Consider the following 16,210-nt stretch of genomic DNA (forward strand, 5'->3'; position numbering starts at 1 on the left):
ACCAGGGGGCATCCGGGCCACCGGACAGGGTTCTTATGCGGCGCGCTCCAGCTCCCATAGCAGTTGGTTCAGGCCGACGAGCCGGAAGGCGCTGAGTCGGCGCACCATCTGCGAGGCGAGGACGGTGGGGAGAAGCTCGTGGCCGTACGGGATTGGTCCGGCGGGCCGTTGCACGACCTGTAGGCCCTGGTTGCCGTAGCCGTAGCCGACGCCGTTCACCCCATACATGGGCGCGCTCTGCGCGAGGAACACCATCGGGTCGGGGGTGAGGTGCGGGCACTGTTCGGCGGCGGTACGCACGTGCTTCGGGCATACGGGCGGCTGGTTCGTGAGGACCGTCGGGTCGTCGGGGTCCACGGTGTTCGGGCCGGCGAGGAAGATGAACCCGAGCGGGGTCCGCGCGCGTTCGGCGCAGACCTGGCAGCGCAGTGCCTGCATCGTGCCCCGCTGCCGCAGGGGGTGCATCATCCGCCATTGCGGCCGGCCCGTCGGCCGTCCGAGGTCGTCGACAGCTCCGAAGGAGCAGCGGGCCCACAGCACGCCGCGCAGGTCACGGTCTCGGGGGTCTTCGTCGGCGTAGCGCAGCCGGTAGCGGCCCGGCCCGATCGTGGTCAGCAGCAGGTTGTCGGGGGCGGCCTCCTCCCCCTCACGCTGGATGACGAACGGGACCAGGGGCGGTTCGGGGCGCACGGTGTTCTCTCTCAAACGGGGCGGGATAGTAGGGGCGGGTGTCATGCCGCCTCCTTTAGACAGCGGATGGCGGCGAGCCGGTCGTGGAGTTCGTTGGCAGTCCAGCCGAGTCGGCGCAGGTGGGCCACGGCCTTCCAGTAGTCGCCGGGGAGGTCTTCGACGCGCAGCGTGCGGGCCTGCTCGATGAGGTGGGCTGCGTCGGTGTCCTCTTCGGCTTCGGCGGCGACGGCGATGGTGACCAGCCGCATGAGGTGCCCGCGGAGCCGCTCGGCGAGTTCCTCGGTGTTCTCCTCGGTCGGGGGGACGTCGTCCAAGGCCGTGGCGACGTCGTCGAGGAGGGCGACGCCGTCGAACGCGGTCCAACCGCGGAGCCTGTGCAAGACGGTCGCGAGTTCCCCGCCGGATAAGGGCGGCGTCCACGGCCGCACGGTGTCGGCGGTGCGCTCGGCGGTGCTGGGGGCGGTCACGGCTGGCCGCCGGGGACCGCGAGGCAGCACCAGGTGGTGGCTCCGTCGTCGCTGGTTCCCCAGGAGCCTCCGTGGGCGGAGGCGAGGCAGTTGACGAGGAACAGGCCGCGGCCGCGCTCGGCGTCGTCGTCGGCGTGGCGGACGACCGGCCGGCCGGGGGTCTCGTCGTGCACGGCCAAGCGCAGGAAGCCGTCCCGGACCGTCATGGTGAACGTGACCTGTGCGCCGGTCCCGTGCTGGATAGCGTTGGTGACCAGCTCCGAGACGATGACCGTGGCGTCGTCGACGAGCGTCTCCAGGCCGCAGAACCGCAGCCGTGCCGCGGTCAGCCGCCGGGCCATCCGCACGCGCTGGGCGTCCCGTTCAGGAACGCCGTCGTCGGTCCGGGGCGGGCAGACCTCAAAGCACACACTCATCCGGTCGTCAGGCCGTGGCGCGTGCCGGAGGCGCTGGCGTTCGCGAGGTGAGCGGTCGGCCGCCGTGGCGGTCGACGGGGGGAAGTCATCAGCGTCTAAGGCGGTTCGACGGGCGCGCCCCGAGGCCGGGAGGTGGGCAGTCGTCATGGTCGGCTCCATGTCGAAATGGCGTGTGACGACATGGTGGCGAACCGTGAAGGCCCCAACTATCAGCGCTTGTTGATAGTTAGGGCCAAAGCTTTCACGCGGTGTGACTAGTGTGTAGGTGCGGGCCCGAGCCACGACCCGTAGGACAGGAAGCTGTCTGGGAGGCGCCGCCGGGCGGCCTCAAGGCCCGCGTACGTCTCGCGCACGGTCGGGTGGTACTTCGCCTGCTGCGGGGCGGCCTTGCGCGCCTTGAGCAGATTCTCGAACGATGCGTCGAGGTTGCCCGTCCACAGCAGGGAGCGGGCGACCTCCGCATAGTGGTGGCTGCTACGGGAGTTGGCCCATCCCTTCGGGATGACGGTCGTCTGCGCTGCCTCGACGGATTCGCCGTACTGGTCCAGCTCCGCGAGCACGGAGACGCGGTGCACGCCCACATTGGTCGGCCCGAAGGCAAGCCAATGCACCTTCATCGCTTCGCCGGTCTCGGCCGCGATCTGCTCGGCCTCGCGCAGGTGCGTGTGCGCCTGGTCCGCGTCATGCGCACGGCCGGCCAGCACCGCGGCGCCAAGGTGGAGCTGCCCGGTAACAACCCGCCGTTCCCGGCTGGCATCTGCCTGCTCCAGGGTGGCCAGGCCCAGACGGACCAGCCGACTTCCCGTGCCGTACTTGCCTTCGCGCAGGTACGTCAGCGCACGCATGTAGTGGTGCATCCCGCCCAGGACGGCATCAGACCCGCGCTGCGCAGCCCAGTCGAGCCTGGCCAGGGCAAGTTGGGCCAGGTCGGGGTATCCCAGCTTCGCCGCAACGTCGTAGGCGGTGCGGTAGAAACTCGCCAGAGTCAGCCAGCTCTCCCGGGCCTGCGCGGTGTGCGCAGCGGTCGTGCCCTCCTCGATGAGGCCAGCGACGCGAGATGCGGCGCTCTTGATGTTCCCCGCCCGCACATCCGCGCAGAGGTCTTCAGCCTCGCGGTGCAGCTCCTCCGGCCGGCGCACGCGGATATCGGGGTCCGCGCCCAGGTCATACACGTCGAGCGCTTCACGGATGGGCCTTATCAACACGTCGAGTTGGTCAGCGCGCAACTCGTCGGTGTAGGGCTGTCCCTGGATGGTCGACACTTCCACGCGCAGCGCGCGGGCGCACGCTCCCACGACGTGCGGGGAAGCGGGGATGACGCCCTGCTCGACCTTCGTCAGGGTGCTGTACGGGATGTTCGCGAGCTCGCTGAGGGCCCTCTGCGTCAGATGCCGTTCTCGGCGTAGACGGGCGATTCGAGTACCGGTGTGGTCTTGCGGCAGAGCGTGCATACTGGCTCCTGTTCTGCTTCGACACCAGAACCGTACCCGCGGTCGGCTCCGCAGGTACACGAATAGCCCCACCGTTCAACCGGGCGGTGGGGCTTAGTCGTTTACTGCTCTTGGACTGTCGTGTGGCCCCCGAGGGGCACCCTGGAACAGTGGGTCGTCCTACGGGTCGATCACCGGCCGGTCATAAACGGTGTCCGCCGTGTTTGACTCCGGCGACCACCGGCCGCGCCGGCTGCGGTCCCGCAGGGACACACCGGCGGCGATCATGTCGGTGTTGACGCCGGCCCGCAGACTGTGCGCCTTCCCCTTCTTCCCGCCGACGTAGGGATCCCGGCCCGGCCGGCGAGCGGCTACACGCGCTCGTTGATCGCGCGCCCTTCATGCGCTCCCCGCGCCAAGTGGCATGCGCCCGGTTCGCGAGCCGGCCTGTGACCGTCAGGGCCATGAACACCGGCTGAGTCGGGCCGTCGGCGCCGAGCTCCTGGAGCGCCGCCCAGGCCCGGGCGACGAGCCGGATGTCATGCTCCGGCCGCTACAGCGCAGGCAGAGCCACCGACGGCATGTCCTTCATCTCCGTTCCGGGCTCCTTCTCCATCCCGTAAACCATCTCGTGCAGCCCCGCTCCCTGGCCCGCATGCGCACCGACCTCAGCTCGTACGCGCGCTCCACCACGTCGGTCCCCTCCCTCAACGGCGGCGCCCACTCGTTGCCGGGTTCCTCGCCCCGGCCGCAGACCATCCGTGGACGGGCTGGACCTTCAGCGCGGGATGGGGCTCGCGCGAGAGCCTGCGCAACACTCTCGTCGCGCCGGAGCTGGTGGTGGAGGTCGGCGTCGACGTTGCACGCGACGGTGCCCGACGCTGGCGCCACTCGGCGCGCTGGCATCGGATGCGCCCGGAGCTGTCGCCCGCCGACACCCCGCGCCTTGAGCCAGATTCATGATGGCCCCCGCTCCGGCGGGAGTCATCATGATGCCGGGTGGCACCCGCTCTATCTAGCGGGGCTTCCGGTGCGGCGACGCTTCGGCCGGTCAGCCGTGGTAGGTGATGTAGCCGTTGCCATCGCGGTCGTTGGCCTTCTTGGTGTACGAGTGGACGTCAGCCCGGGCACCGGAGGGCTTGTAGAAGTAGATGGTGTCCTTGTCGTTGTTCCACATGAAGTTGCAGTTCTGCCGGTAGACGACGTTCTTGCCGTCGGAGTCGGTGCCGCGGCCGCCACGCAGGTGGACGTAGTCGCCAGGCTCCAGAGTGTGGCTGCTCTTGAAGGTGAACTTGTTGCCGGCCGCGTCCTTGACGACATAGCCCTTCAGGTTGACCTTGGCGGTCTTCGAGTAGTTCTTGATCGTCAGGTATTCGTTCTTGGTGTTGCCGCCGGAGCACTTGTTGGAGTCCCGGCCCGGAGCGTCGTACTGGATGCCCTTGATCTTCAGTGCCGAGGAGTACTCGGCTGCCTGAGCCGGAACGGCTGTGGTCAGGCTCAGGGCGGCGACGGCGGCGGTGGTGGCGCCGACGGTCAGAACGTGGTGCATGCGCATGAGGAATCCCCCCTCAGTGGTGCGGATGGAGGGCCCGGAGCTTATCGGAAGTGATCAAGTGATGGCGAAAGCGTGAAGAAAATATGATTAGCGGGTTTCGGTGGGAGGGCGGCGGCCCGCCGGGCGCTCGGTGTGGTCTCCCTCGTCCGACCGCACCGCCCGCGTCTACGAGAAGCGCAACCGTGCCGGCCGCTGGATGTGCGTCACCCGCAGCGGCGGTTCCATCCACGACCTGCGTGGCTACAGCCTCAGCGACCAGACCCGCTCCCTGGAGGTCAACCGCAACGACTGCGGCTGACCCCTCTGCGCCACGCCAGCAGTCCCGCCACCTTCAGGTGGCGGGACCGAACAGGTCAGTTACACGGCCGGCTCGTACGTCACGCTCTGGTCCGGACAGCCGGTGGCCACCTCGCGCAGGGCTGCCAGTTCGGCTTCGTCGGCCGTCAACTCCCAGCGGAGCTTGGTGGCGACCCATTCGGCGACGTACCGGCAGTGCACCTCAGCGGCCGGCGGCAGCCATTCGGCGGGATCCTGATCGGACTTGGACCGGTTCGAGCGGGCGGTGACGGCGACCAGACTGGCTTCGGCTCCCTGGTCATTGGCATACGCCTCACGGCGCTGCGCCGACCACGCGGACGCACCGCTGTCCCAGCTCTCCGCCAGGGGCACCATGTGGTCCAGGTCGAGACCGGAGGCTGCCGTCACCCACACCTGGTCGTAGTACGACCACCAGCGCCCGCCCGTCAGACGGCAGCCGGGCCCGGCCACAGGGGGCTCGACGGCCTCGGAGAGCAAGACCTCCGCGCGCGTGTTGCAGCCGTCGGACGGGTCGGTGCCAGCGTTCCAGTGACGGAAGGCATCCCGGTCGTAGCCGTCGCGGGACTCGGTGCCCACCGGCAGGGCGGTGACGGCCTCGGTCAGGGGGAGCGTCTCCGCCGCGTGCGCGGGTGCGGGAACGGTGAGAGGCAGGACGGCGAGGGAGGCGGCAGCCAGGCCGTGCAGCACAGTGTTCAGCATGAGCTGTTCATAACGGCCTACGACAGGGCGCGATCACGCGTTCGTCCAGTGCGCCGCCCATGCGGGTGGAAGGTCATACCGGGAGACGACACCAGGCGCCTCGTCGCTCTCGGCCTGCTCGTCCGTGCAGGGCCGGTTCCTCAGGCGGCAACGAGATGTCGCCTATTCTCAACTGGTTGTTGGTTCCCCGGCTTCGGTCTGCCGAGCGCGCCGCTGTGCGCGTACGCCAGTGCCAGACCTGTCCGGAGCTGACCAGTTCGGCTCGTCCCCGGGATCCTTCGTCGCCACCTTGGTCACCTGCAGCCCGGCGGCTCGGCCCCGGGTGTGCTGGCTCGTATCGCACGTCAGCAACCGAACGTCGCGGCCGGCCAGGCTCTGGATGGCCACCGTCCGATCGATGATCTCGACATCGGGACGGTCCAGGCGCACATGGCCGGGGGGATCGAGAACGATCTCCACGTTGACTCTGTCGCGGGTCTCGCCATCCTGAACGGTGTACTCCCCCTCACGCAGGACCCCGTGGGTGCCGCCGTTGAGAACCCCGTCGAGGAGACCGAGCGTGTGGGCGGCGCGCCAGCGGGCCCGCTGCTTGCTGGCGTCCTTGAGGTCGTCCAGCTCGTCGACCACCACGATCGGGAACAACAGGCGCACGAACTGCCAGCGCGGCACATTGAGTACCTCGTGCAGGTCGACATCGGCCAGCTTCACCTCGTTCTGGATGTAGAAGCTGGAGTCGGCCACGACGAAATGCTCGCGCTGCTGGCTCCATCGACTGATACGCGTATCCAGCGCGGCCACGGCCGCCTCGAACGCCTCGATCCGTTCCGCGACCTCAAGCTGGACCAAGCCGTTCACTAGTCGCTGCTGGTCGCTCCCGGCGAGTGTGCCGCAGCTGCCCAGCAGCGCCCGGTAGCGGTCGGTGAACACGAGCTGGTCAAGGTCCCGGTCGCTGATCTGGGAGCGCAGCATCCGGGCAGACTCCGTTGCCCATTCCAGATACGTCAGCAGCCCCTCGAAGGCGCTGCTGTAGGGCCGCTGCAGGTTCATAGCCTCGGTGTGGACGCCGCGGAGAGCCTGCCGGATGTTCTTCCGATCTGCGCCGGGACGCGGTGTGATGAGCATACGGTGATCCTGCCAGCACGACCCGTTGGTGCGCCTTGGGTTTCCTACGGCGCGGCCCACCAGCAGAGCACCCGCAGCCCAGCAGTTACTCAGCGCTACACGCCACCTGGCAGTAGCCATATGAGAACCGGTCCTCCCTCGAGGCCGAGGACACCCCCGTCCTGTACGCGCCAGGCACGACCGAAATAGGGTGACCCACCGGAACACCACGGCCTTCGGGTCGCCACCTTTTACGAGCAAGGACATCCCCGACTGATGGCAGTGACCCAGCAGGAGATCGAGAACCGGCTGTGGGACGCCGCCGACGAGCTGCGCGTGGCGATGCCCGAAGCGCAGTACTCCTCGGTCGTCTTCCCGCTGATGTTCTGGAAGTACCTGTCGGACACCTGGGAGCACCACCACCAGGAGTTCCTGGACGAGAACGACCTGGACAGCCTCTCTGCGGAAGAAGCCCGCGAGATCGAGTACCGCGACTACCAGTCGTTCGAGATCCCGTGCATCTACCCCGGCACCGTCGCCGAGCGTCGCGCGTCCTGGTCTTCCATCCTGGCCACCATCACCCAGTCCGGCCTCGGCCAGCGGGTCCGCGCCTCCCTGCAGGCCATCGAGACGGCCAACCCCGACAAGTTCTCCCGCCTGTTCGGGTCCATGACCTGGACCTCCGAAGAGGTGCTGTCGGGGGAGGTGCTGGCGGCGGTCCTGCAGGCGATGGACCGCACCCCGAAGATGCACGAGGGCAACATGTCCCACGACGTGCTCGGCGGGGCGTACGAGTACCTGCTGAAGCGGTTCTCCGACGGGTCCGGCACCCGCGCCGGCCAGTTCTTCACCCCTCGCGAGGTCGTCGAGCTACTCGTCGAGATCCTCGACCCCAAGGGGCACGAGTCGGTGTACGACCCGACCTGCGGGTCGGGCGGCATGCTCATCGCCTCCGCGAACCTCCTGAAGGCCCACGGCGGCCGCGGCTACACCCTCAAGCTGCACGGACAGGAAGCCGTACCGGACACTGCCGGTGTGGCCCGCATGAACCTCTTCATGCACAACCTGACCCAGTTCCAGGTCGAGGTCGGCGACACCCTGAAGGACCCGCGCTTCAAGAAGCCGGACGGGTCCGTCGCGCAGTTCGATGTGATCGTCGCCAACCCGCCCTACAGCCTGAAGTGGAAGCCCTGGACCAATGACCCGCGCGCCATCGGCGGGATCGCCCCGCAGTCGTCGGCGGACTGGGCGTTCGTCCAGCACATGATCGCCAGCATGAACCCGAAGAAGGGCCGTGCAGGCGTCGTCCTGCCCCACGGCGTCCTCTTCCGCGGCGGCCAGGAAGCAGCCATCCGCCAACGTGTCCTGGATGACGATCTCCTGGAAGCCGTGATCGGCCTGCCGGCGAACCTCTTCTACTCGACCTCCATCCCGACCTGCATCCTCGTGTTCCGTGCCCCCGGCACCAAGGCCGAGGAGCGCCAAAAGGGGGTGCTGTTCATCGACGCCTCCAAGCGGTTCACCAAGGCCAAGAACCGCAACGTCCTGACCGAGGCGGACATCTCCGATGTGGTGACCGCCTACCACTCGGATTTCGATTCCGACGGCAACCCGGTCGACCCTAACGGCGACGGCGGACTCGCGGCGCGATTCGTCCCCGCCACTGAGATCGTGGCGAACGAGTACGACCTCAACCTCGGGCGGTACATCAAGCAGACCGCCACTGAGCAGGAAGAGCTCGGCACCCTCATCGATGCCTACAACGTCGCTCGAGCTGAGCGGCAGAAGACCGAGCAGCGCATGCTCGCCGTCCTCGCCGATGCTGGAATCGAGGGCTTCGATGAGTGAATGGCGGCACTTTCCTGCAGGGAAGATCGCCCGCCAGCGGCGGGAGATCGTTCGCCTGGAGCCGGGGATCGAATACCGCACGATGGGTGTGCGGTGGTACGGGAAAGGAGCCTACGACAGGGGTGCCGTAACGACTGAGACAGTCAAGGCCAAGTCCCTCTATCGAGCGCGGGAGGGAGACTTCACATTCAACCGGATCGACACTCAGAAGGGTGCATTCGATGTCGTATCTGCTGAGCTTGATGGCGCCCTGGCAACCAATGAGTTTCCCCTTTATGAAGTGAACGAAGAGGAAGTGGACGCCCGTTTCCTACTTCTCAACTTCCAGCGGTCAGAAGTTTTGCGACAGATCGGTGCCATGCGTGCAGGCTCCGAGGGACGTGCTCGATGGAAGGAAGCTGACTTCGAGGCATGGACGGTTCCCGTGCCGCCGCTTCCTGTCCAGGGGCGGATTATTGAGGTCATCGGTGCGGTGGACGACCAAATCACCGCACTCGACACTGAGGCGGAGGCGGCGATAGCCCTCCGAGTCGGGTTGCTCGCTGAATCTCTCACTATAAGCGAGAGTAAGGAGTGGGAGGAAGTACGTCTCAGCGAGGTTTCGTCCCCACTCGCTGGTCCCGCGTTCAAGTCATCTGTTTTCGCGTCGACTCCTGTTGGGCCTCGCCTTCTGCGAGGTATCAATCTCGGACGCTTTGGAACGCGCTGGAACGATGCCGACACGGTATTTTGGCCGGAGGACGAGAGCGGAGCATTTCAGAAGTACGTGCTGGAGCCGGGGGACGTCTGTATCGCTATGGATCGACCGTTCACACGTGATCGCGTTCTTCGGTGCGGCCTGATCCAAAAAGCTGACTTGCCGGCGCTGCTTGTTCAGCGGGTGACAAGGCTGCGAGCGAACCTTAACCGGGTCATGCCCGAGTTTCTGATCCTTGTGGTGCAGTCCTCGAGCATGGCAGAGCGCCTTGCTGGCAGGCAGACGCCCGGAGGCTACGCCCCCCATATCTCGGGACGGGACATCAGCGAGTTCACGTTCGCCCTGCCTCCATTGTCGGTTCAGGAGCGGATCGTCGAGGTAATCGGAGCAGTGGACGCGAAGATTACCGCCACACGTGCTGAGGCTGACGGTCTCCGCAGCGTTCGTGCAAGCCTGCTGTCGGGCCTGCTGGATCGCACCATCGACCTTGAGTCCGCTGAGCAGGGGGTCTGAGCCGTGGCAAAGGGTATTCGAGAGCGTGAGTTCCAGAATCTGATGATCCAGTGGTCCCTCCCGATGGGGTGGGGCTTCATGGCGGGCAGGTCGTTGCCGCGTGAGACGACGCAGACGATGCTCGCCGGCCAGCTGCGGGGCGCTCTCGTCCGACTGAACCCGGGGGTGATCGACGGATTCGACGTGGACGCGGTGGTCGAGGAGATCGTCGCCACGGTCAACGCCGTCGAAGGCGGCCTGGTGCGGGCCAACGAGCAGGTACTGCACCTGCTGCGGGGCCGGAAGGAGTTTAGGGACGCCGACGGCGTGTGGCACGCCCTGAAGGTCATCGACCTCGAGCGCCCGACCGCCAACACCCTCGTCGTCTCGGACGAGGTGACCATCACCGTCCCCGGCAAGACCTCCCGCCGGTTCGACCTGGTGTACTGGGTCAACGGCCTGCCCCTGGTCGTGGTCGAGGTGAAGTCTCCGACCGCGAAGTCCCGGTGGGCCGACGCGGCCCGTGAGATAAACGACGTGTACGTCACCGAGTACCCGTGGTTCTTCACCCCCAATGTCTTCGCCGTCGCCTCCGACGGGCTGAAGCTGCGCTTCGGTGCCGCCGGCGCGCCCACGAACCTGTGGCAGCCGTTCCGGTCCACCGCGGATGACGAGAACCTGTCCGGGCAGGCCGACGTGCAGCGCTCCGTCGAGCTGCTGCTGAACCCGGCCACGATCCTGGACATGCTCGCCAACTTCGCCCTGTTCGACACCTCCGGGGGCGGGGTGGACAAGAAGTACCTGCCCCGCTATCCGCAGATGGAGGCCGCGCACCTGATCCACCAGCGGGTGCTGGCGGGCGGGTCGAAGGGCCTGATCTGGCACCACCAGGGGTCGGGGAAGACGCTGCTGATGGTGTTCGCCGCCTCGCTGCTGCTGGCCGACACCCGCACCGAGTCGCCCACGATCATCCTGCTCTCCGACCGCACCCAGCTGGTCCGGCAGACCTCCGGGGTGTTCACCTCCGCGCTGGGGGACGCCTACTTCCACCAGCCCGCCACCAGCGCCGAGCTGCGGGCGCTGCTGGCCGACGACGTGCGCGGCGTCATCTCCACGACCGTCCACAAGTTCGCCGACGCCGGCAAGGAGCTGTCGACCCGCGACAACATCATCGTCCTGGTCGACGAGGCGCACCGCACCCAGTCCGCCCGGTCGAAGTCGTTGGCCGGGCAGATGCGCGCGGCGCTGCCACACGCGAAGTTCTTCGGCATGACCGGCACCCCCGTGCGCAACCTGGCCACCGACACCTTCGCCCTCTTCGGCGAGGAGAGTGACCCGGGCCGGGTGCTGCACCGGTACTCGGTGTCCCGATCCCTGCTGGACGAGGCGACCGTCCCGGTCATGCTGGACCCGCACCCGGTCTCCTTCGAGATGAACGACCGGGAGCTGCAGGCCGAGTTTGACCAGTTCGCCGACGCCTTCGACCTCGACGACCCCGACCGTGAGGCCCTGTCCCGCAAGTTCGGGCGCCTGACCTCGGTGTTCTCCAACCCCGACCGCATACACGCGATCTGCCAGGACATCGTGGACCACTACCTGGCCGGCGCCTACCGCAACGGCCTCAAGGCCCAGGTCGTCGCCTACAACCGTGAGCTGGCCGTGGCGTACACGGACAAGATCAACGAGCTGCTGGCCGGGTTCGAGGCCTCCCAGGTGCTCGCCGAGGTCGGCAGACACGAGCGGATCACCGCCGAGGTGAACATCTCCGTCTCGGACTCCAAGGACGAAGACCCCGCCCTGCGGAAGTTCCAGCTCTCGGAGGTCCAGGAGGAGGAGCAGAAGCGGCGGTTCCTCACGGCGGACGACCCGCTGTGCTTCCTAGTAGTGACCGCGAAGCTGATGACCGGGTTCGACGCCCCCAACGAGGGCGTGCTCTACCTGGACAAGCCGCTGAAGGCCCACACCCTGTTCCAGACGATCACCCGCCCGAACCGCACCTGGATCTCCCCGACCGGGTTCGTGAAGACGCAGGGCGTGGTCGTGGACTACATCGGCCTGGCCGAAGAGGTCCAGCGGTCCGTCACCGACCCCACCGCGGAGAAGGCCGGCGGCAAGGGGGGCGGGTTCGTCACCGACGTGACCGAGCTGGTCGCCGAGTTCCGCACCGTCTTCGCCCGCATCGAAGACCTCCTCGTGGACGTGGACGGCCTGGACCTCACGGTCCACGGCTACGAGTCCGTGCGCGCCATCAACACCTTCCTGGACGCCCACCCCGGCGCCGCCGAGGTATTCAGCAGGGACTACCGGCTCCTGGCCCGCCTGTACCCGCTCATCAGCACCGACAAGCGGGTCACCAAGTACCGCGACGGCTTCGCCCTGTTCGGGTCCGCGTACACGACCCTGTTCAAGAAGTCCTCCGACGAGGAGCGCAAGGAACGGCTCAACGAGCTCGGGCCGATGGTCCTGGAGATCATCAACGCCCACGTCCACTCCTTCTCCGTGGTCGCCTCCCAGGAGGAAGCCCTCGTCCTGGACGCCCAGGGCATCGCCATCCTCAAGGAGCTGCTGGCCCTCGTCCGCCCCAAGCCCGGCACGGACAACGGCCAGGACAAGACGCCGCCGTCCGCAGCCGAGATCCTGGACCACATCAAGGCCGCCCTCGACAAGGACGTCGAACCGGGCTCCGCAAAGTACACCGCCCTCGCCGAGCGGATAAAGCAGCTGCGGGACCGGATCATCCAGAACGCCCAGGACGCCCTGGAGTTCCTGTCCGAAGCGCTCCGGGTCGCCCGCGCCATCGTGGACGCCGGGAAACACCCCGACGAAGCCGTCGTCGTGCTGGACGACGACCACGTGGGCGTCCTGTCACGGATCATCCACGACCACGCACCGGCCGGCCTCACCATCACGGAGAAGAACCTGGCCGAGGAGATCGACCAGGTGGTCACCCGCACCCTCGCAGGCTCCTGGGACAACGCGGACGCCCGCAACCGAGGCGTCCGCCGCGCCACCGCCGCGGTCTTCCGCCGGTACACCCTGAAGCCGGTGGGAGAGCCGTACGACTCCACCGTCGCCTACATCGAAGCCCACTACCTCGTCGACTGACGCAAACACCGAGGGCCGACCCCCTCGGCAGGAGAGCGATGGTGTACTTCGCGCACTTCCAGGCGACCCGGCGCGGCGGGCGGCGTGCGCGTCCTGCCAGGGATCACGGTGAGCCGCTCGGTGCCGGGCTGGTAGTTCAGCCGACAGTGGGGGTGCGTCGTACCGGGGCGGTGGCAACGCGGGTCCAGGCCAGTGCGCACTGCAGGGCGGCCTCCTCGCGCGTCTTGTACGGTCCGCCGGCCGCGAAGGAGTCGGCAAGGCGGTGCTTCCAGCCGTTGCGCCCGGTCCGGCCGGCACCGCCGTAGGACGGTTCCACGTAGCCCAGCACCGTGCCGTCCTCGGCGATCAGGTCCCACCGGTGGGTGTCGCGGTGGTCCGCGCCCTTGACCAGGCGGGCGCTGTCCGCGACGGCGCGGGCTGCCTTCTGCGACAGCCGCTTGCGCCGGTCCGGTGCTGTCTTCTTCGGCGCGCCGGCGGGCTGCGGGGAGGACGGCACCGAATCGTCACGTGACGATTCGGTCGGCGGCGCCTGCACCGTGGCGCGCGGCGGGGCTGGCTCGGCGACCAGGTCGACAATGGTGACGGTCGAAGTCTGGGTGCGGTCCGGGATGCCGTGCAGGGCTTGCGCGGCCGGGGCAGCCTGCCGCGCGCGGGCCGCCAGGACGACCGGGATGCGCACCACGACCCCGAGGTCGAAGTCGTCGGCGGGCCGTCCGGCGTTCAGAGCGCCGGCCAGGCGCCGGGCGGCGGCGGCCAGGCTGTCGGCCAGCTCCACCGCGGGCACCCCTGCGTACGCCTCCAGCAGCTCCCGCTCCTCGCCGGGGGCGACCCGGTGCTCCTGGTCCTGTCGCTGACGGGTGCGGTACGCCTTGGCCTGGCAGGCGCGCGAACAGTAGCGGCGGGCCCGGGGGCCGCGCTGCGCGGGAAGGGCCCCGCCGCATACCGGCCACGTCGTCATGCGTCCTCCTCACCTAATCGTCACGTGACGATTAGGTGAGCACAGTACCGGCTTCGGGGTGCCGGTTAAGAAAGCTGTCACCAGCCGCGAACGAGGGGCGTCATGTTCGGCAACGCGCGGCGGGGGCGCGCCCGGCGACATGACGGGTGACGGTCGCGCCGGGAACCGCGATGCCGAAGAAGTGCGTTTCCTGGTTCAGGCGAGAACGGTCCGGGACAATGCGAAGTGACAGGCCGTCAGCCGTCCGGCGGCGGATGTATCGGGGTGAGGGGGAGCCGCTGTGTCGCAGGGGTGGAAGATCACGGTCATCGTGCTGGCGGTGGCCGGCGTCCTGTCCACACCGCTGATCTGGCTTTTGGACGGCCCCGGGGCGGGACAGCTGGCCGGGGCCACGGTCCAGGCCGCCGTCGGCATCGCCGCCCTGGTCTGGGCCCTGTTCCAGCGTCCGTCCTCTGCCGGGCCCACGGACAGAGCCGTCCGGACCGGGAAAGCCAGCCGTGGTGGCGTTACCGGCATCCGGCGGCCCGGCGGCCGGGGCCGTGGCTCGGCGACAGCCGAGCGGACGGGAGAGGCCGGCGGCGAGAACTCCGTCTCCGGCATCGACTACTCGAACTAGGCCCCGCAGCCATGACGAAGGCATCCCGACGCACGGCGCGGGACGAGGAGCCCGAACCGTCGGTGACCGTGGCGGACACCGGTGACGCCGAGGCCGCCGGTGAGGAGACGGCCGTGAGCGGCTATCGCGGCCCGGTCCCGGGAAACGGCCCTGAGTCCCCCGCCTCGGTGCACCTGTCCAGTACCGGGGACGCGACCGCCACCAACGGCGCAATCGCCGTCAGCGGCTACGTACACACGCTGACTGTGCAGCACGCGCCGCGGGAACCTGCCTCCTGGCCGCACCAGGTCGGCGTGATCCCGTCTCCGGCGCGGTCCTTCCAGCACCGCGTGGAGGCGGACCGGCTGCGGGCGGCGGTCGAGGGCGGGGGCACCGCCGTGCTATCCCAGGTGCTGACCGGGATGGGCGGGGTCGGCAAGACCCAGCTCGCCGCTGACTACGCCCGCGCCGCCTGGGACGACGGCGGCCTGGACGTTCTGGTCTGGGTCACCGCGAGCGCCCAGTCCCCCGTGGTGAGCACGTACGCACAGGCCGGCGTCGAACTGTGCCGGGCCGACCCCGAGAACCCCGAGCAGGCCGCGAAACAGTTCCTGGCCTGGCTGGCCCCCAAGCCCGGGCAGCGGCCGTGCCGGTGGCTGATCGTCCTGGACGACGTCGCCGACCCCAACGACCTGATCGTCCACCCCGAGGATCCTGGCAACCGCTACAGCCTGTGGCCGCCCGCCAGCCCGCACGGCCGGACCCTGCTCACCACCCGCCGCCGCGACGCCGCCCTGTTCGGAAACGGCCGCCGACGGATCGAGGTCAGCCTGTTCACCCCTGCCGAATCGGTTGCCTACCTCACCGCGGCCCTGCACGCCCACGACCGCACCGAGCCCGCCGACCAGCTCGCCGCCCTCGGCGCCGACCTCGGGCACCTGCCCCTGGCCCTGGCCCAGGCCGCCGCCTACCTCATCGACTCCGGCAAGACCGCAGCCACCTACCGCGACCTGCTGGCCGACCGCGCCACCAAACTCACCGACCTCGCCCCCGACGCCCTGCCCGACGAGCAGGCCACCGCCCTCGCCGCCGCCTGGTCCCTGTCCATCGACCGCGCCGACACGCTACGCCCCGCCGGCCTGGCCCGGCCCATGCTCCACCTGGCCTCCCTGCTCGACGCCAACGGCATCCCCCAGGACGTCCTGATGGGTGACGTGGCCCGCGCACACCTTGCCGCACACCGCACGACAGCCGGCCCCGGACGAAGGCGGCGACCGAAGTGGTGGCCGAGCAGACGGCAGCGCTCGGCGGCTCCCGTTACCCCGGACGAGGCTTTCGGTGCTCTAAGGGTCCTGGACCGGCTCAGCCTCATCGGTCATCAACCCGACGCCCCCCACCAAGCCGTCCGCGTCCACCAGCTCATCCAACGCGCCACCCGCGACACCCTCAGCCCCCACCAGCACGATCAGGCCGCGCGCACAGCCGCTGATGCCCTAGTCGCCGCCTGGCCTGACATCGAACGCGATACCACCCTTGCCCAGGCCCTGCGCACTAACGTTGATGCCATCACCCGCCATGCCGACGACGCACTGTACCGGCCGGACGCGCACCCGGTGCTGTACCGCACCGGCCGCAGCCTCGGTGAATCCGGTCAGCTCACCGCCGCTATCGACCACTTCGACCACTTGGCCATCACCACCCGCAGCCGCCTCGGCCCCGACCACCCCGACACCCTCACCACCCGGAACAACCTCGCCTCCTGGCGGGGGGAGGCGGGGGATGCGACCGGGGCGGCCCAGGCATTCGCCGACCTGCTGGAGCACACGGTGCGGGTGCTGG

The 16,210-nt window shown here is 68.6% G+C and carries 14 protein-coding genes; 6 read left to right on the forward strand and 8 right to left on the reverse strand.

The window, feature by feature from the left end; translation table 11 throughout:
- Positions 1 to 33: 33 nt before the first annotated feature.
- The 5 genes from IE172_RS26510 to IE172_RS26530 all read right to left on the reverse strand — a co-directional run bounded on the left by IE172_RS26510 (position 34) and on the right by IE172_RS26530 (position 4,558).
- Positions 34 to 705: a hypothetical protein gene (locus IE172_RS26510; RefSeq protein ID WP_229886422.1), complete on the reverse strand. Its 672-nt coding sequence runs from the start codon at positions 703 to 705 to the stop codon at positions 34 to 36.
- Positions 706 to 731: 26 nt separating this feature from the next.
- Positions 732 to 1,157, reverse strand: a complete 426-nt coding sequence (locus IE172_RS26515; protein ID WP_229886424.1) for a DUF6415 family natural product biosynthesis protein — start codon at positions 1,155 to 1,157, stop codon at positions 732 to 734.
- Positions 1,154 to 1,573, reverse strand: a complete 420-nt coding sequence (locus tag IE172_RS26520) for an ATP-binding protein (RefSeq protein WP_190099832.1) — start codon at positions 1,571 to 1,573, stop codon at positions 1,154 to 1,156. The genes IE172_RS26515 and IE172_RS26520 overlap by 4 nt, the downstream gene beginning before the upstream one ends.
- A gap of 254 nt (positions 1,574 to 1,827) precedes the next feature.
- Positions 1,828 to 3,024, reverse strand: coding sequence for a helix-turn-helix domain-containing protein (locus IE172_RS26525; RefSeq protein WP_190099833.1), 1,197 nt, complete (start codon positions 3,022 to 3,024; stop codon positions 1,828 to 1,830).
- Between the two features lie 1,030 nt (positions 3,025 to 4,054).
- Complete coding sequence (locus IE172_RS26530) at positions 4,055 to 4,558, reverse strand: lamin tail domain-containing protein (RefSeq protein WP_190099834.1); 504 nt, start codon at positions 4,556 to 4,558, stop codon at positions 4,055 to 4,057.
- A 130-nt stretch (positions 4,559 to 4,688) separates the two neighbouring features.
- On the opposite strand from IE172_RS26530, the gene IE172_RS26535 reads away from it, so the two are divergent.
- Positions 4,689 to 4,856, forward strand: coding sequence for a hypothetical protein (locus tag IE172_RS26535; RefSeq protein WP_229886426.1), 168 nt, complete (start codon positions 4,689 to 4,691; stop codon positions 4,854 to 4,856).
- Between the two features lie 59 nt (positions 4,857 to 4,915).
- On the opposite strand, the gene IE172_RS26540 is transcribed toward IE172_RS26535, so the two are convergent.
- Entirely contained in the window at positions 4,916 to 5,575 is a 660-nt protein-coding gene (locus tag IE172_RS26540; protein WP_190099836.1) for an HNH endonuclease family protein, read from the reverse strand.
- A gap of 168 nt (positions 5,576 to 5,743) precedes the next feature.
- Complete coding sequence (locus tag IE172_RS26545) at positions 5,744 to 6,697, reverse strand: PIN domain-containing protein (RefSeq protein WP_190099837.1); 954 nt, start codon at positions 6,695 to 6,697, stop codon at positions 5,744 to 5,746.
- A 255-nt stretch (positions 6,698 to 6,952) separates the two neighbouring features.
- Between IE172_RS26545 and IE172_RS26550 the strand changes: the two genes are divergently transcribed.
- From IE172_RS26550 to IE172_RS26560, 3 genes are read left to right on the forward strand one after another with little or no spacing between them, the layout of a single operon-like run.
- On the forward strand, positions 6,953 to 8,524 hold the full coding sequence (locus tag IE172_RS26550; protein ID WP_190099838.1) for a type I restriction-modification system subunit M: 1,572 nt from the start codon (positions 6,953 to 6,955) through the stop codon (positions 8,522 to 8,524).
- Positions 8,517 to 9,734 (forward strand): restriction endonuclease subunit S, encoded by a 1,218-nt coding sequence (locus IE172_RS26555; protein WP_190099839.1) that lies wholly within the window; start codon positions 8,517 to 8,519, stop codon positions 9,732 to 9,734. The genes IE172_RS26550 and IE172_RS26555 overlap by 8 nt, the downstream gene beginning before the upstream one ends.
- Before the next feature lie 3 nt (positions 9,735 to 9,737).
- Complete coding sequence (locus IE172_RS26560; protein ID WP_190099840.1) at positions 9,738 to 12,818, forward strand: type I restriction endonuclease subunit R; 3,081 nt, start codon at positions 9,738 to 9,740, stop codon at positions 12,816 to 12,818.
- Positions 12,819 to 12,954: 136 nt separating this feature from the next.
- Here IE172_RS26560 and IE172_RS26565 read toward each other — a convergent pair whose 3' ends face one another.
- Complete coding sequence (locus IE172_RS26565) at positions 12,955 to 13,776, reverse strand: hypothetical protein (protein ID WP_190099841.1); 822 nt, start codon at positions 13,774 to 13,776, stop codon at positions 12,955 to 12,957.
- A gap of 280 nt (positions 13,777 to 14,056) precedes the next feature.
- Here IE172_RS26565 and IE172_RS26570 point away from each other — a divergent pair, with 280 nt between their 5' ends.
- Both IE172_RS26570 and IE172_RS26575 read left to right on the forward strand, forming a co-directional pair.
- Positions 14,057 to 14,392: a hypothetical protein gene (locus IE172_RS26570; protein ID WP_190099842.1), complete on the forward strand. Its 336-nt coding sequence runs from the start codon at positions 14,057 to 14,059 to the stop codon at positions 14,390 to 14,392.
- 11 nt (positions 14,393 to 14,403) lie between these two features.
- A partial coding sequence (locus IE172_RS26575) for an NB-ARC domain-containing protein (RefSeq protein ID WP_190099843.1) occupies positions 14,404 to 16,210 on the forward strand: 1,807 nt, incomplete at its 3' end.

This window comes from Streptomyces griseoflavus, assembly GCF_014649995.1.
Taxonomy (GTDB): Bacteria; Actinomycetota; Actinomycetes; order Streptomycetales; family Streptomycetaceae; genus Streptomyces; species Streptomyces griseoflavus.